General features: G+C 56.8%; 22 protein-coding genes. 9 read left to right on the top strand and 13 right to left on the bottom strand.

From position 1 onward, the window contains the following. The first annotated feature begins 8 nt into the window (after window positions 1–8). The gene (locus BY454_RS11130; RefSeq protein ID WP_104416611.1) at window positions 9–353 is read left to right on the top strand and encodes a chaperone modulator CbpM; all 345 of its coding nucleotides are present in this window, start codon (window positions 9–11) and stop codon (window positions 351–353) included. Between the two features lie 35 nt (window positions 354–388). Here the strand turns inward: BY454_RS11130 and BY454_RS11125 are convergent, their stop codons facing one another. Next, entirely contained in the window at window positions 389–565 is a 177-nt protein-coding gene (locus BY454_RS11125) for a DUF6435 family protein (protein ID WP_104416635.1), read from the bottom strand. Window positions 566–646: 81 nt separating this feature from the next. On the opposite strand from BY454_RS11125, the gene BY454_RS11120 reads away from it, so the two are divergent. The 3 genes from BY454_RS11120 to trhO all read left to right on the top strand — a co-directional run bounded on the left by BY454_RS11120 (window position 647) and on the right by trhO (window position 3,292). Next, window positions 647–1,225: an acyl carrier protein phosphodiesterase gene (locus BY454_RS11120; protein WP_104416610.1), complete on the top strand. Its 579-nt coding sequence runs from the start codon at window positions 647–649 to the stop codon at window positions 1,223–1,225. Beyond that, window positions 1,218–1,943: a thioredoxin domain-containing protein gene (locus BY454_RS11115; protein ID WP_104416609.1), complete on the top strand. Its 726-nt coding sequence runs from the start codon at window positions 1,218–1,220 to the stop codon at window positions 1,941–1,943. The genes BY454_RS11120 and BY454_RS11115 overlap by 8 nt, the downstream gene beginning before the upstream one ends. A gap of 341 nt (window positions 1,944–2,284) precedes the next feature. Next, window positions 2,285–3,292, top strand: a complete 1,008-nt coding sequence (gene trhO / locus BY454_RS11110; protein ID WP_104416608.1) for an oxygen-dependent tRNA uridine(34) hydroxylase TrhO — start codon at window positions 2,285–2,287, stop codon at window positions 3,290–3,292. 69 nt (window positions 3,293–3,361) lie between these two features. Here trhO and BY454_RS11105 read toward each other — a convergent pair whose 3' ends face one another. From BY454_RS11105 to BY454_RS11095, 3 genes are all read right to left on the bottom strand, one after another. Further along, on the bottom strand, window positions 3,362–4,309 hold the full coding sequence (locus tag BY454_RS11105; protein WP_104416607.1) for a YbgA family protein: 948 nt from the start codon (window positions 4,307–4,309) through the stop codon (window positions 3,362–3,364). Window positions 4,310–4,572: 263 nt separating this feature from the next. Then, on the bottom strand, window positions 4,573–6,828 hold the full coding sequence (locus BY454_RS11100) for a glycosyltransferase (protein ID WP_104416606.1): 2,256 nt from the start codon (window positions 6,826–6,828) through the stop codon (window positions 4,573–4,575). Continuing rightward, entirely contained in the window at window positions 6,825–7,883 is a 1,059-nt protein-coding gene (locus BY454_RS11095; RefSeq protein WP_104416605.1) for a lysylphosphatidylglycerol synthase transmembrane domain-containing protein, read from the bottom strand. The genes BY454_RS11100 and BY454_RS11095 overlap by 4 nt, the downstream gene beginning before the upstream one ends. Before the next feature lie 143 nt (window positions 7,884–8,026). On the opposite strand from BY454_RS11095, the gene gloA reads away from it, so the two are divergent. After that, on the top strand, window positions 8,027–8,578 hold the full coding sequence (gene gloA / locus BY454_RS11090; RefSeq protein WP_104416604.1) for a lactoylglutathione lyase: 552 nt from the start codon (window positions 8,027–8,029) through the stop codon (window positions 8,576–8,578). A gap of 27 nt (window positions 8,579–8,605) precedes the next feature. Here gloA and BY454_RS11085 read toward each other — a convergent pair whose 3' ends face one another. From BY454_RS11085 to BY454_RS11045, 9 genes are all read right to left on the bottom strand, one after another. Beyond that, window positions 8,606–9,550 carry a DMT family transporter gene (locus BY454_RS11085; RefSeq protein WP_104416603.1) on the bottom strand — a complete coding sequence of 315 codons (945 nt, stop codon included), beginning with the start codon at window positions 9,548–9,550 and terminating at the stop codon, window positions 8,606–8,608. A 110-nt stretch (window positions 9,551–9,660) separates the two neighbouring features. Continuing rightward, window positions 9,661–12,327, bottom strand: a complete 2,667-nt coding sequence (gene tssH / locus BY454_RS11080) for a type VI secretion system ATPase TssH (RefSeq protein WP_104416602.1) — start codon at window positions 12,325–12,327, stop codon at window positions 9,661–9,663. Next, window positions 12,324–13,400, bottom strand: a complete 1,077-nt coding sequence (tssG, locus tag BY454_RS11075) for a type VI secretion system baseplate subunit TssG (RefSeq protein WP_104416601.1) — start codon at window positions 13,398–13,400, stop codon at window positions 12,324–12,326. Before tssG ends, tssH begins: the two co-directional genes overlap by 4 nt. Continuing rightward, window positions 13,364–15,199, bottom strand: coding sequence for a type VI secretion system baseplate subunit TssF (gene tssF, locus BY454_RS11070; protein WP_104416600.1), 1,836 nt, complete (start codon window positions 15,197–15,199; stop codon window positions 13,364–13,366). The genes tssG and tssF overlap by 37 nt, the downstream gene beginning before the upstream one ends. Next, complete coding sequence (gene tssE / locus BY454_RS11065; RefSeq protein WP_104416599.1) at window positions 15,199–15,681, bottom strand: type VI secretion system baseplate subunit TssE; 483 nt, start codon at window positions 15,679–15,681, stop codon at window positions 15,199–15,201. The genes tssF and tssE overlap by 1 nt, the downstream gene beginning before the upstream one ends. A gap of 82 nt (window positions 15,682–15,763) precedes the next feature. Further along, on the bottom strand, window positions 15,764–17,263 hold the full coding sequence (tssC, locus tag BY454_RS11060) for a type VI secretion system contractile sheath large subunit (RefSeq protein ID WP_104416598.1): 1,500 nt from the start codon (window positions 17,261–17,263) through the stop codon (window positions 15,764–15,766). Between the two features lie 12 nt (window positions 17,264–17,275). After that, window positions 17,276–17,809, bottom strand: coding sequence for a type VI secretion system contractile sheath small subunit (gene tssB, locus BY454_RS11055; RefSeq protein ID WP_104416597.1), 534 nt, complete (start codon window positions 17,807–17,809; stop codon window positions 17,276–17,278). A gap of 53 nt (window positions 17,810–17,862) precedes the next feature. Then, the gene (locus tag BY454_RS11050; protein WP_104416596.1) at window positions 17,863–18,618 is read right to left on the bottom strand and encodes a hypothetical protein; all 756 of its coding nucleotides are present in this window, start codon (window positions 18,616–18,618) and stop codon (window positions 17,863–17,865) included. 53 nt (window positions 18,619–18,671) lie between these two features. Continuing rightward, window positions 18,672–19,133, bottom strand: coding sequence for a copper resistance protein NlpE N-terminal domain-containing protein (locus BY454_RS11045; RefSeq protein ID WP_181049696.1), 462 nt, complete (start codon window positions 19,131–19,133; stop codon window positions 18,672–18,674). Between the two features lie 203 nt (window positions 19,134–19,336). Between BY454_RS11045 and tssJ the strand changes: the two genes are divergently transcribed. From tssJ to BY454_RS11025, 4 genes are all read left to right on the top strand, one after another. Then, window positions 19,337–19,885, top strand: coding sequence for a type VI secretion system lipoprotein TssJ (gene tssJ / locus BY454_RS11040; RefSeq protein WP_104416594.1), 549 nt, complete (start codon window positions 19,337–19,339; stop codon window positions 19,883–19,885). A gap of 86 nt (window positions 19,886–19,971) precedes the next feature. After that, a complete protein-coding gene (tssK, locus tag BY454_RS11035) occupies window positions 19,972–21,318 on the top strand; it encodes a type VI secretion system baseplate subunit TssK (protein ID WP_104416593.1) in 1,347 nt (448 codons plus the stop codon). Next, window positions 21,315–22,034: a type IVB secretion system protein IcmH/DotU gene (gene icmH / locus BY454_RS11030; RefSeq protein WP_104416592.1), complete on the top strand. Its 720-nt coding sequence runs from the start codon at window positions 21,315–21,317 to the stop codon at window positions 22,032–22,034. Before tssK ends, icmH begins: the two co-directional genes overlap by 4 nt. Before the next feature lie 14 nt (window positions 22,035–22,048). Then, window positions 22,049–26,047 carry a type VI secretion protein IcmF/TssM N-terminal domain-containing protein gene (locus tag BY454_RS11025; protein ID WP_104416591.1) on the top strand — a complete coding sequence of 1,333 codons (3,999 nt, stop codon included), beginning with the start codon at window positions 22,049–22,051 and terminating at the stop codon, window positions 26,045–26,047. The last annotated feature ends 23 nt before the right edge of the window (window positions 26,048–26,070 follow it).

Here is a 26,070-nt window from a genome sequence, read left to right as displayed (position 1 = left end):
AGCAAGCCATGACGAAGCATAATACGACACTGACCGTGGAAGTCCTGGACAATAATGGCAGCACCTTCACCCTGCGCGAAGTGTGCGAGCGCGGTGACTGTCACGCCGAGTTCATCATCAAACTGGTGGATTATGGGATCATCGCTCCGGTGGAAGAGGCAGAGGAAGCCCTGCAATGGCAGTTCGACGTGGCGGCGCTGAGCCGGCTGCAAAAGGCCATGCGCCTGCAGAGGGATCTGAACCTGAACCTGCCGGGCCTGGCCCTGTCACTGGATTTGCTGGATGAAGTGAACGCCATGCGCCGGGACATGGCCCGCCTGGAGCAGCGGCTGAGGCACCTTACCGGCGAGTGATGGCCGTCAACCGACCCCGCGATAGTTGCGCGGGGTCACGATTTCTTTTGCTCCAGTTCCCGTATCTCGGCGTACAGTTTTTCGGCTTCTTCCATCAGGGTGCCATGGGTGCGAAGATCGCCATTACGCTGCGCATGTAACGCTTCTGCAAGCTTACTTTCATAGGCTTTGCGAAGTTTCTTCTCTGGGTCGCCTTTCAGAAAACCAAACATGATCATGGCCTGTGTTGCTAAAGTGTAAATGGGTATACGCAAACACACAGCCAGAGTTCACCCACCAATCAGGGTATAGCTATGAACCACCTGGCCCATCTGTTCCTGGCGCCGGATTCACCGGAAGCTCGAGTTGGCAGCGTGATGGGTGATTTTGTGCGCGGAGTAGACCTGTCCACCTACCCGGATGAAATCGTTCACGGCGTTCATCACCATCGAGCCGTGGACAGTTTTACCGACAGCCATCCAGCAGTACTCGACAGCAAACGCCTGTTCTCCCAGCGCCGCCGCCGTTTTGCAGGCGTGGCGCTGGACATCCTGTACGACCACTACCTGCTGCGCCACTGGTGCCGGTTTGCCGAAACCGACCGTGATAGGTTCATCCAGCAGGTCTATGGTGAGTTTGAGAACTACGAACACCTGATGCCCGAAACCATGGCCCGGGTCACCCGGCGCATGGTGGCCGGCGACTGGTTTGGCGCCTACCAGAGCCTGGACAGCATCGGCCATGCCCTGGACCGGGTGGCCAGTCGCATACGCTTTGCCAACCGTTTTGACGGTATGATTGAGGAAATTTACGAGCACGAGGAAGAACTTGAAGCCAACTTCCTGGTCTTCTTCCCCGAGCTAAAACACTTTGCAGGAGAGCATCATGGGTGAAGCAAAACGCAGGAAACAGACGGGAACACCATCCTCCAGACGAAACCGCAGCCTGGCCCCCAAGCTGGTAGGCGCCGCTGCCCTGGTGGCTTTGATCATGACCGGGCTGTACATCCTGACCAAGCCTCCCACCCCCGATGACGAGGCTTTGCCGGTGGCCGGCCCGGATACTCCACCGTTCCCCGAGGAAATGGACCGGTATGGCGTCTCCATCGGCCCGGAAGAAGCACCGGTGGTCGTACGTGAATTCGCCGACTACCAGTGCCCCGGCTGCGCCAATTTCGCTGAAGTCAGCCAGCGCCTGAAGCGGGAATACGTGGCAAATGGTCAGGTACGCTTCGTGTACTTCGATCTGCCCCTACAACAACACCAGAACGCCATGCCAGCAGCCATGGCCGCCCGCTGCGCGGGTGACCAGGACAGCTACTGGGGCATGCACGACAAACTTTTTGCGGCCCAGATCGAATGGAACGACGCCGGCGACCCGCTGCCGATCTTCACCCGCTACGCCAATGAGCTGGGGCTGAACGAACGTCGCTTCCAACGCTGCATGAACACCGAACTGCACCGTGAAGACATCGAGCAGAGTGCGCAGGTGGCCCGGCAGTTGCGGGTGATGAGCACGCCGACTGTGATGGTCGACAACATTCGGCTGACCCGGCCCGGCTGGGGGCAGTTGTCGGCGGTTGTGGAAAGAGAGTTAGATAAAGCGGAGTAAGTTCTTAGGCAACTGAACCGTGAGCAGCTGGACGGGGTGGGCCTCCCAAAAGTCTTCGTAGCCATGGGTGAAGAGCGACTAGCTCTTCACGGGCTGGCCAAGGACGGCCAGCCCAGGACCTTCAGCGCGACGCAGGAGCAATAAGCGCTGAAGGGCGGAGAGAAGCGTACAGGGATGTATTTACAGCGTCTTTCGGAAAGCCACCCCGCACTGAGGCGCAAAGGATGCTCCGGATAAGAGAGTCTGCGGCCACCCCTCATTTGAAACCACCCCACACTTGGGTAAACTCCCGCTCCCCAAATCATGCTCCGGATTTACGTTCCGGCCCGCAGGAGAACACTATGAGCAACAACGTTGTGGTCTGCGCCATGTACAAATTCGCAGTCCTGAACGACTACAAACAGCTGCGCCAGCCGCTGCTGAACCTGATGCTGGAAAACGACGTGCACGGCACCCTGTTGCTGGCCCGTGAAGGCATCAACGGCACCATCGCCGGCAGTCGCGAAGGCATCGATGCCGTCAAACACTGGATCGCCAGCGACGAACGGTTCAACGGCATCGACTACAAAGAGTCCTTCGTCGACATCCAGCCGTTCAAACGCACCAAGGTCAAACTCAAGAAAGAGATCGTCACCATGGGCGTGGAGGGCATCGACCCCAAACGCGTGGTGGGCACCTACGTTGACCCCAAGGACTGGAACGACCTGATCTCCGATCCCGAAGTGCTGCTGGTGGACACCCGCAACCAGTATGAAGTGGAAATTGGCACCTTCAAAAACGCCGTGAACCCGGCCACCGATACGTTCCGGGAATTCCCGGAGTACGTGAAGGAAAACCTGGACCCGCAGAAGCACAAGAAAGTCGCCATGTTCTGCACCGGCGGTATCCGCTGCGAAAAATCCACGGCGTTTCTGAAAGAACAGGGTTTTGATGAGGTGTACCACCTCAAGGGCGGCATCCTGAAATACCTGGAAGACGTGCCCGAAGAGCAGACCCTGTGGCAGGGCGAGTGCTTTGTCTTTGATGACCGGGTAACCGTAAATCACCGGCTGGAGCGGGGCGATTACGACCAGTGCCACGCCTGCCGCCGGCCGATCACCGAAGCCGACAAACAGCGCCCGGAATACGAGCAGGGCGTCAGCTGCCATCAGTGCATTGAGTCACTGACCGAAGAGCAGAAAGCCCGTTTCCGGGAGCGCGAACACCAGATGCGGCTGGCCGAAGCCCGAGGGGAAACCCACGTGGGCGGCGAGGCTGCAAGAATCATTGCCGAGCGCAAGGCGCGGAAAAAAGCCCGGCAGCAGGAGCAGACACGGAAGAGCCTGCAGGGCGAGACCACTACGGAGTAATCGAGCGTAATCCCGTCATGGGCAGACCAGGCATAGGGCCCCGGAAGTATTGGGCCCTATGCCGGTCGGTTAGACGTTGTTACGAAGCCCCAGTTCATCCGGATAGGGCGTCAGGTACTTCTGGATCGTCAGGTAATCCGCCGGCTCCTTGCGCTGGGCCAGTCGCAGCAGTGTCATCGGCACCACCAGCGGCACCTCACCCCGGCGATAGGCTTCAACCTGCTCCAGCAACACGGATTTTTCCTCGCCGGACATGCCATCTTTCAGGTAGCCCAGCAGATGCTGCATGGCGTTCACGTGGGAGCCCCGGCTCACCCTATGGCTCATGGCCTCCATGAACAGGTGGATGTAGCGATCGGCAATGTCTTCCAACGGTTCCGACTTCAGATCGGCCAATAGCGGCCCGAGCTGGCGGTAGATCTTCTCCGAATGCGCCATCAGTGTGAACTTGTGGCGGGTATGGAATTCAATCAGCGCCTGCTTGGTCAGGTTTTCACCCGCCACGTTCTGCAGCCAGTCATCATAGGCAAACACCCGCTCGATAAAGTTTTCCCGCAGCATGCTGTCGTTCAGTCGGCCTTCCTCTTCCACCGGCATCAGCGGATAGGCTTTCATGAGCGCTTCGGCAAACAGGCCCACGCCGGTGTTGTCGATGTGGTTGCCCTTTTCCGTGTACACCTTGATGCGTTCCATGCCGCAGGTGGGCGATTTCTTCATCAGGATGTAACCGCGCAGGTTGCCCAGTGTCGGCATCACCTCGTCGATGAACCCGCGCATTTCGTCGGTGTGGTCCGCCGCGCCGCTGGTTTCGATCAGGCGCATGCCCTCGGGGTACTTGCGTAGATGGATGGTCGGTCGGGGCACACCCAGGCCAGCTTCCAGTTCCGGGCAGATTGGCCGGAAATCAAAGTGTTTCGCCAGCACTTGCGTGCAATAGCGCGAATGTTTGTGGCCACCATCGTGGCGCACTTCCTTACCCAGCAAACAGCTGCTGATGCCAACAGGGATACCGGTCACAGCGTTCTCCACCTCACAGAAACGGGCTTTGGGTGCCTGTGAAGGCGTGGGTGGGCTTTCCAAAAACCGCTACAAGCACCCGCAGGCGGGTCCGGCCAGCAATCATGGATTGCTGTCGTTCAGCTGCGCATGAAGCTTCGCTTCATAGACGCTTGCCTCACCCATGTGCGCTTATTTCGGGCCATCCTTGGCCCTCAAAATTTTTGGAAAGCCCACCCACGCCTTCACGCTATAACTCTTTACGTTTTTCCAGTGTAAACCGATTAATTAGAGCGCCCCAATCTTTCGGCATAAGTGGTTTGCGCACGTTTCTCATAAGCCGCCAGGGTGGTGGCATAGATGCCGTGGACGTCCTTGGCGAACTGCTCCACCGAATAGTCGGCAGCAAACGCCCGAGCCTTGTCGGAGAACTGTTTGCGCAGCCCGTCGTTTTCCAGCAGCTCCTGTGCCCGCGCGACCCACTGGCCCTGATTTTCCGGCGTCTTGAAGCCGTTGTAGCCATCGCGCACCACGTCTTCGATACCGGAGGAGCGCACCGCTACTACCGGCAGCCCGGCGGACATGGCCTCAAGGATGACCATGCCCTGAGTTTCGGACTTGGAAGCGAACAGGAAGGCGTGGCCCAGGTTGTACCAGACTGCCATCTCATCCGGTTTTATGGCCCCCACCAGTTGGAAACAGGATTCCAGCCCCAGTTCTTCAATCTTCTTTTGCAGCCGGTCGCGCTGGTGGCCATCGCCAATCATCAGGAACCGGAACGGTACCTTGGTTTGCTGACGCAGCCGGTGAATGGCTTCGATCATGAAGTCGATGTTCTTTTCGTTGGATAGGCGGGCCACGCTCACAAACACCTTCTCATCCGTCAGCCCAAGTTCCTCGCGCAACGTCGCCACCTCTGCGTCGCTCACCGCCTGAAAACGGTCGTACTCAATGCCGGTGGGCTGCACGAATACCGGTGTGGTCACACCGATCATGCGCAGGTATTCCTCGGTGGAGTAGGTGGGCACGATGACCCCGTCACACCGGTTGCCAAAATACTTGATCAGCGTATGGGAAATCAGGTTCCGGAACAGCATGCCCGGCAGGGGCACGAAGTGCGCGTAGTGCTCCAGCCGGGTGTGGTAGGTGTAGACAGCCGGCACTTTCAGGCGCCGGGCCATGAACAGGCCCAGGCTACCAAGCCAGAACGGATGGTGAACATGAATAATGTCGGGCTTGAACACCCGGACCCGTTTTCGGATCTGGCTCAGGAAAATATTGGCCATCCTGAATTCCCGGTTCTTGCCCATGGTGAGCAGGGAGGGCACCCGGACCACGGACTTCTCACGTTCCGGCTGGTTCTTGTATCGGGGGGCAACCACCAGGGTGGCATCGCCCCGTTGTTCCAGGCCCCGTCTCAGACGTTCGATGGAGATCGGCACGCCGCCAATGAACGGCAGGTAATTGTTGGTGAACATGACTACCCGCAGGGGCTTTTCCAGCCAGGGGGTCGGGTCCAGGTCGTAATCCGGGTAGTAGTCCTTGCCGATGAAAATAATCTGGTATAGCTTGATGGTGGCCGCCAGGAAGGCAAACAAAATCAGGATAAAGTTTAGGAAGCCGGAATAAAACAACGAGTAGACAAAGAACCACAGGCCTTCCAGGCGTTCCAGTATGGGATGCTGGCCAATTTCCATTGGCACCAGTTGATGCGTCACCTCGCCGTCGGGCGAGATGCCCACTTCCACGTAGTGGTAAAAACTGTTTTCTGTATTCAGCACCAGGCCACCAGCGCCGCCGGTGGTGATGAAACCGGTATCTCCTACCGTTTCTTCGTCATAGATCGCCAGGTTGGCGGAGAACACCAGGTCGATGTCTCGGGTCTCTATCAACTCCATCAGCGCAGTGCGGAAGGCCTTGGGTTGCAGGAAGCTGTCGTCGGTGGTGAAGGGCATCGGGTTTTCGGGTTTCATCGGCGGATGTCCGATAAACAGCACGCGGGCGTTGGTGGTGTCCTGGCTCAACAGATCCTTGAGCCAGCGTATTTGCCACTGCCATGGAGTCTTACCCGTGCTGTCCAGAAAAATCAGGCGTGCATTGCCGGTCCGGATGCTGAAGAAGTGTGGCCCGAAGTGATCATAGAACCGAAAGCTGCCGAAGTCCTCATACTCATGAGGGCCGAATGTCAGGAGGTAAGGCATTTTGAGGTTGCTCAGCGTGCCTTGCAGAGCCCGATATTTGTCTTCACCGCCACCACTCACCGCATTGCCTGCGGACACGAGAAAATCCAGGCTACTGTCATTGAGCTTCGGGATGATGCGCTTCTCAAACACACCCACTGAGTTGTTGATGTTGCCCACTACCGCAAAACGAATGGCCGAGCCTGGGGGGGTACGCTCGTGGATGCGCTCCACCTGTTCGGTGTGGATGGCCTCGAAATCCTGTTTGAAGAAATTCAGGTAGAGTTTGTAGCCCACCAGCAGAATCACAATCAGCAGGCACAGGTAGAACAACAGTTTCAGCGGGTTGCTTCGGGTCATTCCTGTCTCCGGTGTGCTTTTAACAGTTCCCTGTGCATGACCACCAAGCCAACCAACATGCCCAGATAAATGGTGAGGAAACGCCAGGCCACGGTCACCAGCACCAGGTGATTGCCGGTGAGCATGTTCTGGAAGAAACTGCCGAACACGCCTTCGGAAATGCCCGAGGCACCCGGCGTTGGTGAGAAATACATGATGAAGGTGGTGACCACCAGCAATCCCAGCGTTAACAGATAGTTTACGTCATAGCCTAGCCCAACCATCAGCAGCGCGGGGAAGCTGAAAAGACTGAGCAGAAAGGTGGCGGTGAAAAATACCGAAAGGCAGATATAGCGTCGCTCACCCTTGAGGTAATCGCCAAAGCTGTCTGAAAACCGCAGCATTTCCCGGCGTAACTTGAATTGCCAGCGGTCGTGGCGGCAGTCGTTAATGGCGTGGTACCGGTGAAGACCAGCAATTATTCCGCTCAGGGGCGCGATGAGCCAGCGTGTTTTGAACAGCAGCACCAGGAAAAACGCCAGGTAGGCGGTAATAAAGAACGCCAGGGCCGTGATGATCCGGGAAGACCAGAGATCGCCACTGACCGCCTGCATGGTCAGCAGGAAAACCGGTGTCGCCGAGAAGATAAAAATCACCGCCAGTACGGTTCGAATGGTCGTCGCCGCTGTAGCCCGGGCCACCGGCACACCGTGGCGGGTGAGGTACCAGATCTGGGCAAAGCCGCCGCCAGTGGCCATGGGGGTTATGTTGGAGAAAAACAGGTTGATGAATACCAGCCGGACAATCTTCCGTAACGGCAGTGTGTGCCCCAGGGTGCGCAAGGTGTAATGCAGCCGTAGCGCGTCTGAGGCAAAATACACCAACAGCAGGGCGCTAACGGCGAGCAACAGCCCGGGGGACAAGAGTTGGGTGTCGAACTCGAAATTTCGGCCTGCAAACTGGTGGTAGACAGCATAAACCCCGGCACCTGTAAGCAACAGGAACAGCAGGCCGAAAAGTACCAGCCGTCGACCGGAAGTCTGTAGTTGATCTGCGCGTTCTATGTCGTCTGCCATAGGGCTTCCATTGGGTGAAGCAGGGCAGTGTACCTGTTGTGGGTTAAGTGTTGAACCGATCACGGAGACGGTCGGGGCTTGAAATTTCGTGCCAGTACGCGCTCAAATGGTAGCTGAATTCTCGAACAACAAGGTAAATCGACATGCCCAAGCACTTTGAAGAGGCACCGGGCCTACACGATGCACCAGTGCCGGAAACCGAAGGCTATGTGTTTAACCAGACCATGTTTCGCATTAAAGACCCCGAGCGTTCCATGGACTTCTACACCCGGGTGCTGGGTATGCACCTGATACGCAAGCTGGATTTCCCGGAAATGAAGTTTACTCTGTACTTTATGGGGTATCTGGATGAACGCACTGCCCATACCGTTCCCCATAACGATGCTCACCGCACCGCCTATACCTTTGGCCGCGAAGGCATTCTGGAGCTTACCCACAACTGGGGCACCGAGAATGATCCGGACTTCAGCTACCACAACGGCAACGACGAGCCCCAGGGCTTTGGTCACATTGGCATCGCCGTGCCGGATGTCTACAACGCCTGTGACCGTTTTGAAAGCCTGGGCGTGGAGTTCGTGAAAAAGCCGGACGACGGCAAGATGAAAGGCCTGGCCTTCATCAAAGACCCGGACGGCTACTGGATCGAGATTCTTCAGCCCAACATGCTGGAAAAGCAGCGCAGCAAGGGCGGCTGAGCTTTAAGTCCGCGGCCGGCCCCGACCTCAGCTTTCTGCGCTGGCGGTCCGGGGTTGGCCATAAAGCGAGGCCACAATCACCGCCACGGTTAGAATCAGGGCGCCGGCAATACCTATCATCCCAAGCACCTCTCCCAGGAAAATCCAGGCCAGTATCGCGACGAACAGCGGCTCCAGTGTGACAATGATGCTGGAAAGCGTGGCCGGTGTGGTCTTCATGCCCGTGAAAAACAGCAGGTAGCCAATGCAGGTGGGCCCCACACCAATGTAGGCCACCATCAGCCAGTGTTTCAGGCCCAGAGTATCGAGTCCCGCGAACCCGCCACTAAACCCAACCACCGGAAACAGCAGCAGTGCCGCCGTCGCAAAGCAGATGAACGCGGTGGTAAACACCGGGGTGCCGGCGGAATTGTAGCGACTGGTCAGACTGAAACCGCTGTAGACAACCGCAGCCAGCACGGCCATCAAGATACCGGCCAGGCGCAGCGTGCCAGCCGTATCCACATCGCTGACCACCAGCATGCTGGTGCCGATGATGGCCGCGAGGGCAGAAAGAATCGTCAGCACCCCCGGCTTTTCCCCAAGCAGGGGCGCGGCCAGGATAGCCACCATAACCGGTGGCAGACACAGGGAAATCAGCGTGGCGATACCGGCGCCGGTCAGGTCCACCGCGAGCAGATAACTGCCCTGGTAGAAGGCCTGGAACAGGCCCAAAGCGGCCAGGGTAATAAAGGCTTTCAGGCTCAGGCTGCGCAGCGAACTGCCGGGTACGCTCTGCCCGGGATTGGCGGCCTTCAGCCGGCGCTGTTCCCGGCGCATCAGCAGCCAGAAAAAGGGCAGGGCAACCATCAACCGCAACCAGGCCAGAGTCAGGGCCTCCAACTCAGTGCCGGTAAACAGGAACTTGGCCACAATGCCCGTGGTGGCCCAAAGCAGGGCAGCCAGGGCGATGAAAAGAGCACCTTGGAGCATGAACGAGTCCGGAATTCTTGGAGTAAACCGTGAAGATTAACAGCGGCGTGACTGTGCGTCACGCCGAGAGACCGGTCTCGCTCAGGCCAACAGCCGTAGCGCATAGGAAGTCAGGTAAATTCGTACGCAAACTCCCCTTGCTCATTCAGGTTGACGATCAGTTGCTGGATCGCTTCACCTGATGCCATGCGATTGAGTGTCTGCTCAGCAATGGTCGGCATCAGGCTTCCTGAGAGGATGTTGTCCACGTTCCGTGCACCACTGTCGCTTTCGGTGCAGCGAGCAGTGATGGCCTCGATGATGGCTGGGTCATATTCAAAGCTTGCCCGATGATTGGTTTCGAAGCGGCGTTTGATGCGATCCAGCTTTAGTTCAACGATCCGGTTAAGAATCTCGTTTTGCACCGGATAGTAGGGGACGATGTTCAGGCGCCCCAGGAAGGCCGGTTTGAACACGTTATTGAGCTGGTCCCGCAGGCTTTCGGTAATGGCGCCCGGCTCGGGTAATGTCTCGGCGCCCAGGCACTGGCGCATGATGTCGTCCGTGCCGACGTTGGAAGTTAGAAGAATGACCGTGTTCCGGAAGTTGATCTCACGGCCTTCCCCGTCATCCAGCACGCCCTTGTCGAAGACCTGGAAAAATAGTTCCAGCACATCCGGGTGGGCTTTTTCCACTTCATCCAGCAGCACCACGCTGTAGGGCTTGCGTCGGACAGCTTCGGTCAGTACGCCGCCTTCGCCATAGCCGACATAGCCGGGAGGCGAACCCTTGAGACTGGAGACGGTATGGGCCTCCTGGTATTCCGACATGTTAATGGTGATGACGTTGCGCTCACCACCGTAGAGAACATCGGCCAGGGAGAGCGCCGTTTCGGTTTTGCCAACACCGCTGGGGCCAAGCAGCAGAAAGACACCAATGGGTTTGTTGGGGTCTTCCATGCGGGCGCGGGAGATGGAGATGCGCTTGCCAATCTCGGCCAGGGCGTGGTCCTGGCCCAGTACCCGTTCAGCCAGAAGCTCAGGCAACTGCTGAACAGTGGTAATTTCATCCCGCAGCATCTTGCCCAGGGGAATGCCGGTCCAGTTGGAAATTACTTCGGCGATGACGTTGCCGTCCACGTGTCCGTGTACCAGGGAATGCTCATCCTGGATGACAGCCAGCTCGCGACGGACGTCGCCGATCTGGCCACTCAAGTCGTTGGCCTCTGCCTGGTTGCCGTCAGATTCCGCTGTTTCACGCTTGGCTTCCAGCTCCTTCAGGCGGGAGACGATTTCCTTCTCCTGTTCCCATCGGCTACTGAGGTCTCCAATCTCCGCCAGGGTGCTGGTGAGTTGTTGGTCCAGCTCGGCGAGGCCATCGGAATGATCCGCACCTTCGCACTGTTCACGCTGGAGGATGGCGATTTCGGTTTCGAGGTTGTCCTTTCGGCGGTAGGCGTTTTCCAGAGCCGCCGGTTGAGAGGACTGGGCAAGCGCAACTCTCGCACAGGCTGTATCCAGCACGCTGATGGCCTTATCGGGCAACTGGCGGCCGGTGACGTACCGGTGTGAGAGACGGACAGCCTGGACGATGCCCTCATCCAGGATACTGATCTTATGGTGGTCCTGCATGCGCCCACAGAGTCCGCGCAGCATATTGATAGCGACAGCTTCGGAGGGCTCCTCCACTTTGACTACCTGGAAGCGGCGGGCCAGCGCTGCATCTTTCTCAAAGTATTTCTTGTATTCAGCCCAGGTGGTGGCTGCGATGGTGCGCAACTCCCCGCGGGCCAGTGCGGGTTTCAGCAGGTTGGCTGCATCGCCCTGGCCGGCCTGTCCGCCAGTGCCAATCAGGGTATGGGCTTCGTCGATGAACAGGATGATCGGGTGCAGACTGCGCTTGGTTTCCTCAATGATATTCTTCAGTCGGTTTTCAAATTCCCCTTTAACGCCGGCTCCGGCTTGCAGCAGTCCAAGGTCGAGTGTGCGTAGTTCCACGTTCTGCAACGGTGGGGGTACATCCCCATTGATAATCCGAAGAGCGAGTCCTTCCACCACGGCGGTTTTGCCAACCCCGGCCTCGCCGGTAAGGATCGGGTTGTTCTGGCGTCTGCGCGTCAGAATATCAACCATCTGGCGCACCTCCTCTTCCCGACCCAGAACCGGGTCGATACGGCCGGCGCGGGCATTGCCGGTGAGATCGATAGTGTATTGATCCAGTGCCGGCGTCTTGGTCCTGGTTTTGCGGGATTCTCCGGCCACTCCGCTGTTGGGTGCTTGGGAACCTGTGGGCTCCGAGGTGGATTCCCCCAGTGCCCGAACATGGCCGTCTTCACTACTGCCCTGGATTAGATCACAGAGGTGCGCCTGAAGGTCGTCAACATGAATGCGTTCAAGTTCGCGGGCACCTTCCAGAACCACACGCCGTAGTTCGTCCTCTCGTAAAAGTGCCAGAAGCAGATGGCCGCTTCGGACCTGCGTTTCATCATGGTCCACGGAGGTAACCACCCAGGCCCGCTCAATCAGGCGGGTTAGCCTCGGCGACAGTGCCGGTGTGCGAGTGTTGCCAGTTTTGAATGTGGCGATCGTGTCTTCAAGCTGGCTGGCGAGCCGGTCAAGGGAGACGTCGTAGTGCCGCGCAATACGCAGGATGTCGTTGTCGTCGCTGTCCAGCAGTTTAAGCAGCAGGTGCTCGATGTCGACATCGTACTGGCGTTCGGCCAGGCAGAGGGCTGCAGCGCCTTCGGTGGCTTCGCGGCAGGGATCGTTCAGTTTATTGAAGAGGGATTTAAGGTTCACACCATTGCTCCATCATAGGTGATTTCAAAGATTGCATGTCCGTTTGCATTGGCTGTCCGGTCGTTGGGCGTTAGCCACCCCAAGTATCCAAGGCGAGGACTGTCATCGGTACCAAGGCGGGGAACCGGAATTTCCCGTTTGTCGAGAGTCAGTTCAATCTCGAAGTCGAGTTCTATGCCCGCATAGAAGCGTAAAAGCTTCACCAGTTTTTGGTGCGTGTCGGTTTCCGGCAAAAGTTCCTGATACGCCTGTAAGCTCAATGGCCCGAATTGGACGCGGAAGGTGGACTGGTAATCCCGGACTCGGGTACCGGCCACAGCGCCCGAGCCGAGCTGGGCGTTGGTCTGTCCGAGCCGGGTGCACTGATCCGGAGCCAGTTGAATCCAGCGGCCAGAAAACGGGATCACCCGGCACGGTTGGCCAAAGGTATAGCCAAGAATGGCTTCAAGGTTACCGGCGTTGCGTGGTTTCTGGGTCCAAAGCCCTGAAAACCAAGTGAAGAGGTTGCGATTAAGACAACCGGTGCCCGCTGTTGTGCCGAGCCTTCGCTCCGATGTGGTTGGAGTAAAACCACACAGGTGCAGCAACCAGTTCTCGAAATCGGCACTGCCCTTTCGCTCGTATTCGATGTGAAACCGGTATTTCTGCCAGGCTTCATAGAACAGGGCGGTCATTCGATGTGAGAAAAGGTCCATGAATGCATGAGCCCCATCATCGCGTTTTTCGATGTGCCGGTTGATCAACAGTTCCGTGTAGGGCCTTGGCAGAACACCCGATGGTCCCACCAGTCCCATGAAAGTTGTCTGGATTTCGCTCACGGGCTCGTTGCTGGCCGATAGCGATTTTTCATTCTCAAACGACAGATCACTGATCTCGCTCGGTGGAAAGCTAAGCGATAACAATGACCTGAAGCGCAGCGGGTCCTGGTGGGGGCGGTTCTCCGGATCAATGCGACCGTTGCGGCTGTAATGCAGTCGCATCAGTCGGACCATCTGGAAGAACCCGAAACGCCAGGGCTCTGCGCGGGCCTGATCAATCAGACCAGGGGCTGAGTACCGGTTCTCGGATGCCATTGGGCGACTCGCTGTTCGCGCTGACTGGAGCGCAGGGTAAGTTGAGTAAAGCTGTTGAGGTTGCAGTACTGGCCAAAGAAGTGATCCAGCACCATTCCAAACAGATATATACCGCTTCCGATGAATTGATTTTCGTCCAGCTCAAGTGTGATGCCGGTGCCCCGTACGAAGGCCGGTCGCGGGTGGCCTATCCGGGTCATGACCGGTTCACTGGAGATGCGGGTAATGCCGTTGATCTGCTTTCGTATAGCCGAGGCCTGACGGTAGTTGTACAGGGACAGCAGCTCCATCAGCGCTTCCCTTCCTTGAGACACCAGCGACAAATGATTCAGGGACAGGTGAGAGACCAGGCGCCAGATCAACCCTTTCCCCATCGGTGGGCGAATGGGTGACGTAGGTTTGCGCAGGCAGCGTATCTGCTGCACGACCTGTTCCTGCTCAAGTGTGAAGTCGCCCTGCGGATGACCCAGGGTCATGAGTTTCGGCAGATCCCGGTTGCTGCAGGTGAGACGAAGGCTGAGCGTATCGCTGCTGCCGTCGAGCAACTCCAGTTCCCGGTCGACGACCCGTAGCTTCATCTCAGTGCCCGGATCCCGTGCATCGCCGGTACTGACCCGGCGGGCAATCCAGTAACTCTGTTGGGGCTGCCTCTCACTGTCTCTGGGTTCAAAGAAGGGCAGGCAAGGTGAAACCTTGTCGCGCGTGGCCGTGCGCACAACCCGCACGACATCATCGATGGATATGATTTCAGTGGAACCGGCGTTTCGCACATCCGGTATGACCGGGTATTCGTCCCGGGTATGGCTGAGTTTGATGGGTTCCGCCTGTTGCGAGAACAGGTTTGCCACGGGGGTACAGCCCAGCCGGAAGTTGTGCCGGTCAAGCGTCTGGGCTAGCCGGGCAAGCGTTTCTTGCTGATCGTAATCACGGAAGAGGAGGTGCAGCTGAATATTCGTCACGGCCTGGTTGGCCAGGGGGCCTTCCAGGCCACCGAGGTCAAAAAACAGGAACTTTTCCGGGAATGTGAAATACTCGTGAAGAAGGCGATAACCCAGAAATGAGCGCTCTGAATAATCAATCAGGCCTTCCTCTGGCTTAAAACCGACGGGAGATATGGCATCAGGGCCCAGCCGGATTTCACGGGTTTGGCCGGCCTCAACGAAGCTTACGGAAACCCGCGCCACGTTGTTAAACAGCATCTCGCAGAGTGGATGCATCAGGCTACCCTCGCCATCAAGGAAAAAGCGCAGCTTGTCGATGCCCATCTTCCCAAATTCGGTATTTCCAATGCTTTGCAGGTTGAGTGTTAACTGGGCAACGTGGTCATTGCCGTGACGATTGAACGAGGAGCGCTCCAGCCGCTTGAGCTCGGCGCCAGATAGCTCCACTGGCCAGACATCAACCGGGTAGCAGGTTCTAAAGCGGCAGAAGGTTTCCCCTACAGGCCGGGAATGCAGCGCCGTATGCCGAGGCAGATGATACCGACCGGTCAGGGAGGTCTGAGGGCCAGGATCGAATTCGACAATGGAAAGCGCCGGAGTGGGTCTTAGATAGTGGGGGTATAGAACATCCAGAAAAGCCTCAACGATTTCGGGGAAATCATCGTTCAGCTTTTTGTGGACCCTCGCGCTCAGGAAAGCGAAGGACTCAATCATTCGTTCCGCGTGCGGGTCTTCACAGTAGTCGCCTTCCAACAGAAGCCGGGAGGCTATCTTTGGATAGCGGTTGGCGAACTCCTGACCCAGATATCGCAGGTGCGAGAGTTCCTTCTCGTAGTAGGGCAGCAAGTCGTCAAGCATTAGACTAGATTTTGAACCTTGTATTGTCGGGTGTTGACCTGCAGAACGGCGTCAAAAGCCACATGCTGTTGCGCTTCGCTGAGCGTGAGCATGGCTTCAATGCGAAACTGAAGGATTCGGTCGTGGGTATCCGGGTTCAGCAGGTGCACCCGCACGCTGCTAAAACGCTTGTCCCCGTGCTCAATGGTCCGCTCCAGCTGTCTTTGGATCACCTGGCGGTCTTCGGTGCTGCGCACGCCTCGACTCAGAAAATCCGGCAGGCCGAAAGCAAGCAGTGTGCCCTGCAGCGACGGCCAGGCATCGAGCTCACTGCCCACCAGTTCCCGGCGGGTGTTGACCAGCAGCTCCAGGTCCCGCACCACCGATGCCTTGTAATGGGTGGTTGAACACAGGTGGCCGGGCAGGGCCTCGGTCATCTGGCTGGGGTTGTCATCAAGCAGTCGGTCAAGCAGCGTTGGGACCATCTGCATTGCGTCGCTCATGGCGTGGCTCTCCTTGCCAGTCCGGATTGCTCAGCCACCACGACCTCCGATGTCGTGGTGGCATAAGAAACCTGTGGGTTTCTTAAGAGCCCCGGGTTGATTGCGGGAGTTCGGATACCAGTCGAAGGGACGCTGTCAGCTCATCCAGCTGGTAATGCGGGCGCAGGAAAGTAACCGCCTTGTAGGAGCCTGGCTTTCCCGGCACTTCGGCAACCTCCACCCGGGCCTCACGCAGCGGGTACTGCGCCTTGGCCTCCTGGCCGGCGTTGTCGTCGAGCAGCACATACTGGGAGAGCCATTCGTTCAGGAAGTCCTCAACGTTCTGGCGGGAGGCGAAGCTACCAACCTTGTCACGCATGATGGCTTTCATGAAATGCGCGATACGGGAGGTGGCGAAAATATACTGAAGCTGAGACGACAGGCGGGCATTGGCGTTTGCTACGTCGGTGTTGTACTGCTTCGGCAACTGGCTGGACTGTGTACCGAAGAAGGCCGCGTAGTCTGTCCCTTTGCAGTGCACCAGAGGAATAAAGCCGAGATCGGACAGCTCTTTCTCACGGCGGTCAGTGATTGAGATTTCTGTCGGACACTTCAGCGCCACTTCACCATCATCGGTCTGGAACGTGTGGGTTGGCAGGCCCTCAACCAAACCACCCCCTTCAACACCCCGAATCGCCACGCACCAGCCATACTTGGCGAACGCATCGGTTATCCGTGAGCCCATGGCGTAGGCAGCGTTCATCCAAAGGTATTTGTTGTGGTCACGGCCATCGACGTTTTCGGTAAAGTTGAATTCTTCGACCGGTGCGGTGTCTTCGCCATAGGGCAGGCGGCCCAGAACGTGGGGCAGGGTCAGCCCGACATAGCGAGCGTCCTCCGAGTTCCGGAAGGACTTCCACTTGGCGTATTCCACCGTGTCGAAAATCTTGGAAAGGTCCCTGGGGCCGGCCATGTCGGTGAATGAATCCCAACCAAACAGCTCCGAAGATGCTGAAGAAATAAACGGGGCATGGGCCGCTGCCGCGACGTGGGAAATCTGTTCCAGCAGGTACATGTCCTGAGGGTGACGGCCGAACTCGTAATCACCGATCATCATGCCATACGGTGCGCCACCAAAGGTGCCGTATTCCTCTTCGTACACTTTCTTGAAGAGCGCGCTCTGGTCAAACTCAGAAGCGGACTTGAGGTCTTTAACCAGATCCTTCTTGGAGGCGTTCAACATGTGGATTTTCATGTTGGGACTGGTTTCGGTCTGGTCGGTCAGGTACTTCAGGCCGCGCCACGACGCTTCCAGTTGCTGAAACTCACTGGCGTGCATGACCTCGTTCAATTGGTCTGAGAGCAGTGAGTCGATTTCGGCGATGCGTGAATCGAGTACCGCGATCAGGTCTTTGCTGGGGGTTACTTCACCTTCCAGTACCTGATTGACCAGCTCATCAATAAGATCACGGGTGCGGGTACGTTCGGTTTCCGATCGTGCTACCCGGCTCTCGGAAATGATGCTGTCGAGCAGTGACGTTTCCGGTGCGAAAATCTCCCGGGCTTCATCTGGGGCCTGAGCGGCTGTTTGGCTTGTGGTCATGGATAACTCCTTTTATTCCTTGTCGTTTTGGGGGGCGGCTGCAGCTTCACGACCGAGTTCTTCACCCAGCGTTTTGAGCTTTTCGGTGTTCTGCAATACGTCCATCAACAATTCTTCAAACTTGTCATTGCCGCCCATTTTGTTGCGGAGATCGGCGAGTTTGTTGCGCACGTCCAGAAGTTTGCGCAGCGGCTCCACCTGGCGCACAACTTCCTGTGGCTCAAAATCTTCCATGGACTTGAAGTTGAGCTCCACGGGCAGTTGGGAGCCATCATTGGCCAGGGTGTTGTCCACTCGATAGCTCAACCGGGGTTTGACGCCTTTCAGTACGCTGTCGAAGTTGTCCCGGTCAATGTTCACAAATTTACGGTCTTTAAGGCGGGGCAGGGGTTCCAGCGGGTTGCCGGCATAATCACCCATGACGCCAACAACGAATGGCAGTTCCTTCTTTTCGATGCTGTCACCGATCTCCACATCGTAGGTGAGGTGTACGCGGGGTGCCCGGATACGGGAGAGTTTATGCTGGGTACTTTCACTAGCGGCCATGATGTCGTCCTTTGTCGTTATGGCTGGGTATGGTTTTCACGAACTGATGGCAATCAGTTCTGTGCTGCTTCCTGCAATGTCATGGTCAGTTGCTCACGCAAGTCATCCTGCATGGCTTGTATGGCTTCTCCGGAGATCAGCTCCTCAAAGTTGTGACTGCCGGAAATCTCCGTGCTGTTACGTATCACTTCATCGTCAGGCAGGGATGAGGTGACGGGCGAGCTGATGACGCAGAAGGGCAGTTGCCCGAAATCATCCAGACACTGAAACCCAATTGGAAACCGAAGCCCGCGGCACAGCCGTCCCAGACCGCCGGCCCGGCTGAAACAGTGAAACAGCATCAGGTAGTGAAGCACGAAACGATGCAGCTCCGATCCGCTACGGTTGGGGTCATTGACCACTTGCCTGAAAAGCGTGAGGTCGAAGGAGCTGTAGCCCACGACCCAACGCGTCGGGCTGGTCACGCGGACGGTCGTACCGTTTTCCAGGACGTGATCGTATTCCAGTGGAAACAGTTCCGGGGTTGAGCTGATGATATGAAGCGGCACTTCAAGCTCGTTGATCAGATTGAATGGACGCTGCCCGGCGTGTTTGTCAAACAGCGTCCGAAACTCTTTGAAATGGTGCTGTGTTTCCCGCCCACTGCCTCGCGGCGCACCCTGCAGGTATTCCCCAAACAAGGGCTGAGGTCGAACCAGGGGAGACAGCGTAGCCAGGTAATCCGCTGCCTGGGTTTTCAGCAGGTCTGAAATCCGGCGTGTCTGCTTACGTGATCGAATAAAATCGTCAACGTTAAAACTCTGCGTCATGGTCGATTCCTGTTGGGGCGTCGGGTGCTTGCGTTTGAGCCTCTCGAGAGGCTTCAGAGTGTTGCCACTTCTGACGCAAGGCGCTTGAGCACGACTGGAGTGCCTTCGGCGCTATTGATCGGGTTGCCTCGGTCATCCAGCGGTTGTAGCTTGCCATCCGCACTGGCTTGATAGCGCCGTAGCTTTCCGACTTCAGGTTGGAGGACGTAGAGTTCAGATTGTAAGTTGCCGTCACGGTCGTACTGAGACCACTGGCCCCACACGGAGTTGACCCGCTCGCCACCAGGCGCGTCAATTCGAACCTCATGAAGATAAAAACCGGCAGGAGCCCCGGTACTGGCGTTGCGTTTGAGGATCAGGTCTGTGTGGATGCCCTGGCAGTCACTGCAGGGGAGGGTGCCGCCAAATCTCTCCATGACCCGGATAAAATCATGTTGAGGGCGGGGATCACTGGCACAGGCTGTCAGTAACAGTAGCCCGGCAGCAATCAGTGAAGTGCGACTAATCGCTTTCATGCTTGAAGCCATCCTTGGAGTCTGCGTTGTGTGGACTTCCTAGTCCTTGCTCAGGAGGTTATCTTATTGTAACGTTCGAGACATGTTCAAGGTGAACATTCAATAAACCTGATTCGGGTTTTCTGGCAAGGGCGATGAATACTGGAATAGCCCGCCAGTAAAGATGGACCGACGGATCGACGATTCAAGGGAATAGAATCGCAATGAAGGTGTTTCTCCGCAGTTTGGGAGTCTGCTCCCTTGCGCTCGCACTACTGGGATGTGGCGTTGCTGATCGTGTAGGAAACCGCTTTGAGGATACTTGGGCGGGAGAACTGGTTGGTAATGAAGAAAGAGTGCGTGTCGTCATTCATACCGAAGAATCCCTCAATCCGGGTTTCGACGGTAAACCCCTCTCGGTTGTTCTCCGCATATATCAATTGTCTGAACGTGGGCCTTTTGCCACGGCTTCTCCGCGTCAACTCTGGAATGACGCCGATCGCGTCCTGGGCAAGGGACTGTTGTCGCAGCGCGAAGTCACTATGTTGCCCGGCCAGTTCAAGATCGATATTGCGGCCCTTGACCCGGCGGCCCAGTTCGTTGGTGTAGCCGCGTTTTTCCGCAACACCATCAACAACAACTGGCAGGCAGTATTCGATGCAGACGAGCTTCGCAATGACGGTTTGCTGGGTGCCTCGGAAGGCGTCTATATCCACCTGGTGGAAGACCAGATGGAGGTCATGCGCGGGCAGACCTTTCTAGCGGTTGAATAGACAACGCATAGCGACGGAACGCGCCACTGAAATTGATTTTGGTGGCTTTGAATTTGAAACAGGGATGTAGAGGTTCGAACAAGGACGTGGGTAAACGTAACCGCATTATGTGGTCGGAGGGCATGTTCCTCCTGCCACAGCATTTCCAGTACCAGGACGAATTTCATCAGCGCCAGCTGGCCGAGGTCTGCCACAGTCACTCGCCGTTTAACTGGGGAGTCCAGGCGCTGAAATTTGATGAGGGAGCCTTGGAGCAGGGCACCTTACGACTCACCCGGCTCAAAGTGCTGTTCCCGGACGGTACTCTGATTGACGCCCCGGCGCATGACCCATTGCCTCCGGGGCGTGACTTGAACGAGCTGTCACGGAACGGTGAGGTCAGGGTGCATGTGGCCCTGAAAAATCTCGAGCCCTGGTCGTCAAGTTATATCTACCAGGATACCCCGCGTCATGGTGGGCGCCGTTATCTGCAGAGTTTTGAAACCCTGCCGGACCTCAATGAAGGGGCACTTGAAAACGAGCTGGGGACGCTTGAGCTTAACGCCACCCTGTTGATGGAAGGCGATACTCTTGATGGCTTCACCTATTGCCCGATTGCGCTGCTAAAACGCAACGCAGCTGGTGGCTTTAGCCTTGATACCGAGGGTTTTATGCCGCCTACCCTGCACCTGGATGCGGTTGCTTTGCCCTTTGATATTGGTAACCGTCTCATTGGCATGTTGCAGGCGAGAAGTGAGGCCCTCTCCGGTCGCCGCCGGGAACGTGCTGACCAGGTGGCTGAGTTTGGCTCAAGTGATGTGACACTGTTCTGGCTGCTCTACACCATCAATCGTGCCTATCCACAACTGGCGCATCTCCTTGCGCATCCAGGTCTGCATCCGGAGGCGCTCTACCGCTTCCTGGCGGAACTGGCCGCCAGCCTGATGACGTTTTCCATGTCGCACAAGCTGGCGGACATACCCGAATATAATCATCGTGACGCCGCCCAAGTGCTGTTGGAGCTTGAGAGAATAGTCCGCGAGTTGCTGGAAGTGGTGGTGCCCAACCAGTACATCCCGATCCCCCTGGAGCAGACTCGATCTTCTTATTACGTTGGTCGGCTTAACGATGCACGTCTCAAAAACGCCGAATTTTATATCAGCGTCCATGCAGACATGCCCGGTGCCCAGATTCTGGAGCTGGTTCCACGTGCATTCAAAGTGGGTCCTCCAGAGGAAATCGAAGTGGTGGTCAACACCGCCATGCCTGGCGCCACCCTGACGCACACGGCCCGGCTGCCGAGCTCCATTCCAGTGCGCCTGGATAACCATTACTTCGCGCTTGAGCCCCAGGGTGCTGTTTACGAGCGGATGATGGAGTCCCAGGCAATCGCCTTTTACGTCCCCAGTGGATTCAAGAACCTCACCATAGAACTGATGGCGGTGATGAAATGACCGAAGCGCAAGCCCTCTCTCACTCCCATGAGGTCGCTGAACCGCGAACTCTTAAAACGCTATCCCGCGATTTTATCGCCATGGTGCTGATGGTTCGCAATGGCCAGCAGGCGGAGAGCGTGGATAACTTTCTCGAGCGTGTGGACCAGTGGTTGCGCGAATTTGAAGAGAAAGCCCGGGCGGAAAATTACAGCGCTGAGGCGGTAAAAGACGCCCAATATGCTCTTTGCGCATTCCTGGATGAAAGTGTGCTCAAGGGCGGAGCCGGTAACATCCGGGATCATGTGGAGCTGGACCCATTCCAGTACCGGTACTTTGGTGTGCATCTGGCTGGCGAGGGGTTTTACGACCACCTGGATGAGCTCCGCAAGGATCTGCGGGCCAACGTGGATGTGCTGGAGGTGTACCACCTTTGCCTGGCGCTTGGCTTTGAAGGTAAATACAGCTTTGAAAGCCGAGACCAGCTTCGCTACATCGCCAATACCCTTGGGCAGGATATTGCCCGTTGTCGCAAGCGGGAGCAAAGCAGCCATGACAGCTGGCAATTGCCGGACCAGGTTGGTCAGCTGTTGCGCTATGAGATCCCACTGTGGGTGTACCTTCTGATCATTGTGGTGGTCTGCCTGGTGGTCTATGGAGGACTTCGCTGGTGGCTTGGCAGTGAAACCGATTCATTGATTGAACAGATCCAGCGTCTGTTCAACAACAACCGATAACGGAAGAGCTCGATATGCGTTTTCTTCGATTCCTCCGTTCGCTGAAAGGTTTCTGGCCACTCTCCATCGTACTCTGGCTGGTTGGTCTGTCATTGTGCGTGCTGCTCTTGCCGTTGGTTACCCAGGAGCGCGAGTTGATTTTTATTGCCATGGCGCTGGTCACCGCGCTTTGGCTTCTGGTGGTTGTTTTACGGCAGTACAATCGTATCCGTGCCGAGCGGAACATTGAGAACCTGGTTGAGCTCGAAGTACACCGGGAAGCTGCGGACAATGAGCAAGGCGACTTCCAGATCCTCAGTGAGCGACTGAAGCATGCCATGGCCATGCAGCGGGCTGCCCGCTCAGTGGACGGTGGTAAAGCTTCCCTTTATGAGCTTCCCTGGTATTTGGTTATTGGCATGGCGGCTTCGGGTAAAACCTCGTTGCTAACCCGTTCCTCGCTGTCGGCGACCATGGCCGGGGGCAGCAATCTTTCAGGTGTGAGTGGCACTCAGCACTGTGACTGGTATTTCAGTCGAGAAGCGGTGATGATTGATACGGCGGGGCGATACCTCGTTGAAGATCGCCCCGCCAGTGAGTTTTCCAATTTTCTGAAAACTCTGCGTAAACAGCGCAGAAAACCTGCCATTAACGGTCTGGTTCTGGTGGTAAGCCTGCCCGAGCTGCTTGAACAGTCCCGTCAGGAGATGCACGCCCAGGCAGAGCAGCTTGTGGCCCGGGTTGATGAATACCGCCGATGCCTGGGTATCAATCCGCCAGTCTATCTGTTTTTCAGTAAATCCGACCTCCTGCCCGGATTTTCCCGTACGTTTGATACCATGGACGCCGCAGAGCGTCAACGCCCCTGGGGGTTGACGTTTTCTCTTGAAGAGCTTCGCCGCCAGGGCGTCACTCGTGCCTTCCAGCAAGGTTTCCCCTCGCTTGTCAGCGCCTTGCGTAAGCGGGTGGATCGACGTGTTCTGGAAGAGGGTCCCGATACTGACAGCGAGTTGTTGCGGTTCCCGGATTACTTCGCCGAGCTTTTCGGTGTGCTGAGTGATTTCCTGGAACAGTTCGATAGTGAGCACAATGCCAGCCGGGCTCCGGTCCTGCGAGGTATGTACTTCACGAGTGCACTACAGACGGGAGAGAGCCTGCCGGCGCTTCTGGATGAGCAAACTCGTGGTGATTTCGCTCTGGCACCGAATCAAACTTCCGCCTTGGAAGCCAAATCAGGAGAGAAGAGCTATTTCATTACGGACGCTTTTCGAAAAGTTATTTTTCCTGACCGAAATCTCAGCCTCTATTACTCCCAGCAAGGTGGCCAGCGTTCACTGCCGACATTTATGATTGCTGCTTTGGGTGCGCTGGGGATTGCGGCTATCACCGCACAGGGATGGTCCGCCTACAATAACAAGCAATGGATCGATGCCATCCAGCAACGGGTTGATCTGTTGGCGGGGGAGAATAACGCTGATCAACTGAGCCAGCCTAACCGACGGTTGCTGCTCGATACCCTGGAGCAGCAGTTGGCGAGCATTGAGGAATATCGGGAGAACGGAGTGCCTTTGGAACTGAGCCTTTGGCTCTACCAGGGGGAGACTCTGCACGACCCATTGAAGCGAGCCTGGGCCTCCCTGTTCAGAGAGGATGTGCTGAGACCGGTTTCCCTGAGGCTGGTCGAGCAGCTCAGGTCGCTGGATAGCCTTGGTGCGCCCGATCAACAAGCGGCTAACAGGGCTCACCAAACGGCATCGGCCGCATCCAGAAAGCCGAAACCGGCTGTAAACGGTGCTCCACAGGCGGTCGGTAACCAAACCAGAGACATTGGCGACGAAACACTGGCTCGGGTGCAGGAGCGCTCTACCCGCCGGCCTACGTTCGGAAGTGTTCCCACCAGTGCTTCGGAGCTGGGCAGCCGGGCCCGCGGGGAAGTGAGCTCCAGGACTACCGACAACATCCGGGATGCCTGGTACTCGGTGCGAAGTGGCGCAGAATCGTCTCTTGAAGAGGGGCTGCGTAATCGGACGCGTTCGATGGGTAGTTCAATCGGTGAAGGGGGCGCTGATGGTGAGGCACAGAAGCTATCGGGTGAACTGGGGCCATCACTTTCAGAGGAAATGTTAACTCGTCTGTCCCCGGAAGATGTCGGACAACTGATCGAAAGTTATTCCTCCCTGCAGCTGTACCTGATTCTCACGGAGCCCGGAGCCCATCAGAATCAGAGCAACTTTGTTGCTTCCGCTTTGCCCCGCCTGTGGGCTGATTACGCTGAACAGCAGGATCAGAATACTTCGCGCGAGACCATCATGGCGAATGCAGCGCTCTATGTGCATTACCTGCAACAGGGCTTGGCCCCGGCACTGGAGCGCGACAGTGTGCTGGTAGCCAACAGCCGTGATCGGCTTAATAACTTCCTGATCGACAGTACCTTGGTTGATCGGGAATACCTGCGCTACCAGTTGGAAGTCGAGAAACGTTTCAAGCCGCTCACACTTTCCCGCATGGTGCCGGGCTTGAAGGGGCGGTTGCTGTACTCAAGTCGCGCCGTACCCGCTTTCTATACCAGGAAAGTCTGGGATGAGTACTTGCGTCAGGCCATTATTGACACGGTATCAGGTGATCTCCACCAGGAATCGGACTGGGTTCTTGACGACAAGAACGTGGATGATGCGGTGCGCTCCAAGGCCCGGTTTGTCAGTCAGCTAATGGCGCGTTACAAGCGTGATTACGCAATCGCGTGGGAGCGTTTCCTCGACAATACCTATATCTCAAGCTTTGACACCCTGGACCAGGCTAGCCCAACCCTCGCCCATTTGAGCGACCTGCAGAATTCACCGCTGCGTCAGATACTTGAGACCGTTGATGCCAATACCGACTGGGACAACCCCAAGTCCGCTGATAATGCTGCAGGAAACGGTAAGGAAGGCAGCGAAAACTCCTTCTGGGGGCGGGTAATGAGTGTCTTTGATGGCAATGAAGGTGTGACCTCCAACGTCAATATCGCCTCCCTGCCAAAAATCAATGACGGCCTGCTCACACGTCATTTCCGTCCGGTAGCACGCATGCTGGTTGCCGACGATACAACCGGCAGCGATGACTCAGTGCTTAACCAGTACCTTCTAAACCTGAGGCAACTGAAAGTCCGGGTGGACAACGTCCGCAGTGCCCAGGATGTCGGAAGCAGCAGCAAGGCCCTGATTGTCTCGACGCTGGCCGGGGAGCCTAATGAGATCAACACACTACGCAACTTCATTGCGTCCCGGATTTATACCTCGGACTCGCCCCTGGCTCAGGCTCTGGAACCACTGTTCAGCGTGCCGGTTGAAAACACCCGCAACGCGTTGAATGCCCCGGCCCGTGACCAGCTTAACGCCGCCTGGGAGAAAAAAATTGTCAGACCCTGGGACCGGATGATTGCCGGGCGCTATCCGATGAATGATTCGGTGAATGAGGCCTCGGTCCGGGATGTTGAATTCTTTATCGATCCGGACAGCGGCGTCATGTCTCGATTCCGCAAGGACGAGATAGGGGAACTTGCGGGGCCGGGAGGTGACCAGACTACACCCATGGTTGATCCACGCATGCTGTCCAGCATCGATCATGCGACCTCGCTTGGACGCGTTATCGACAGTCTGTCAGACCTCAAGAATGGGTTTGAACTGCAGCTGAACCCCACCTCCGGCCTGACCGACATAATCCTCACAATTGATGGTCAACGCCTGCATTACCGGAACAATACACAATCCTGGGAGCGATTGGTCTGGCCAGGTAATGGTGAAGTCTTTGGCGCTCGAATGGACATTATCAATAGCGAGGGCCAGCGCCACACGGTGTTCGACTACCCCAACCGCTGGGGATTTCTGCGCATGATTGAGAGCGCAAGTGTTAAGTCCATCGATAACGCCAGGCAACGGCTCAGTTGGCACACCTATATGGGTGTGGTGAGTTTCGATGTTCGCAATTTCGGGGGTGTGAAAGTTTCCGATCTGGAGGGAATCAAAACCCTGAGTCTGCCGGAGATGGGTGAGTAAGCAGCTTATGAAAAAGGAATTGT

This window comes from Marinobacter persicus (genome assembly GCF_002934325.1).
GTDB lineage: Bacteria > Pseudomonadota > Gammaproteobacteria > Pseudomonadales > Oleiphilaceae > Marinobacter > Marinobacter persicus_A.
Note: the sequence above shows the minus strand (reverse complement) of the source record. Positions and strands in the feature narration are given on the sequence as shown.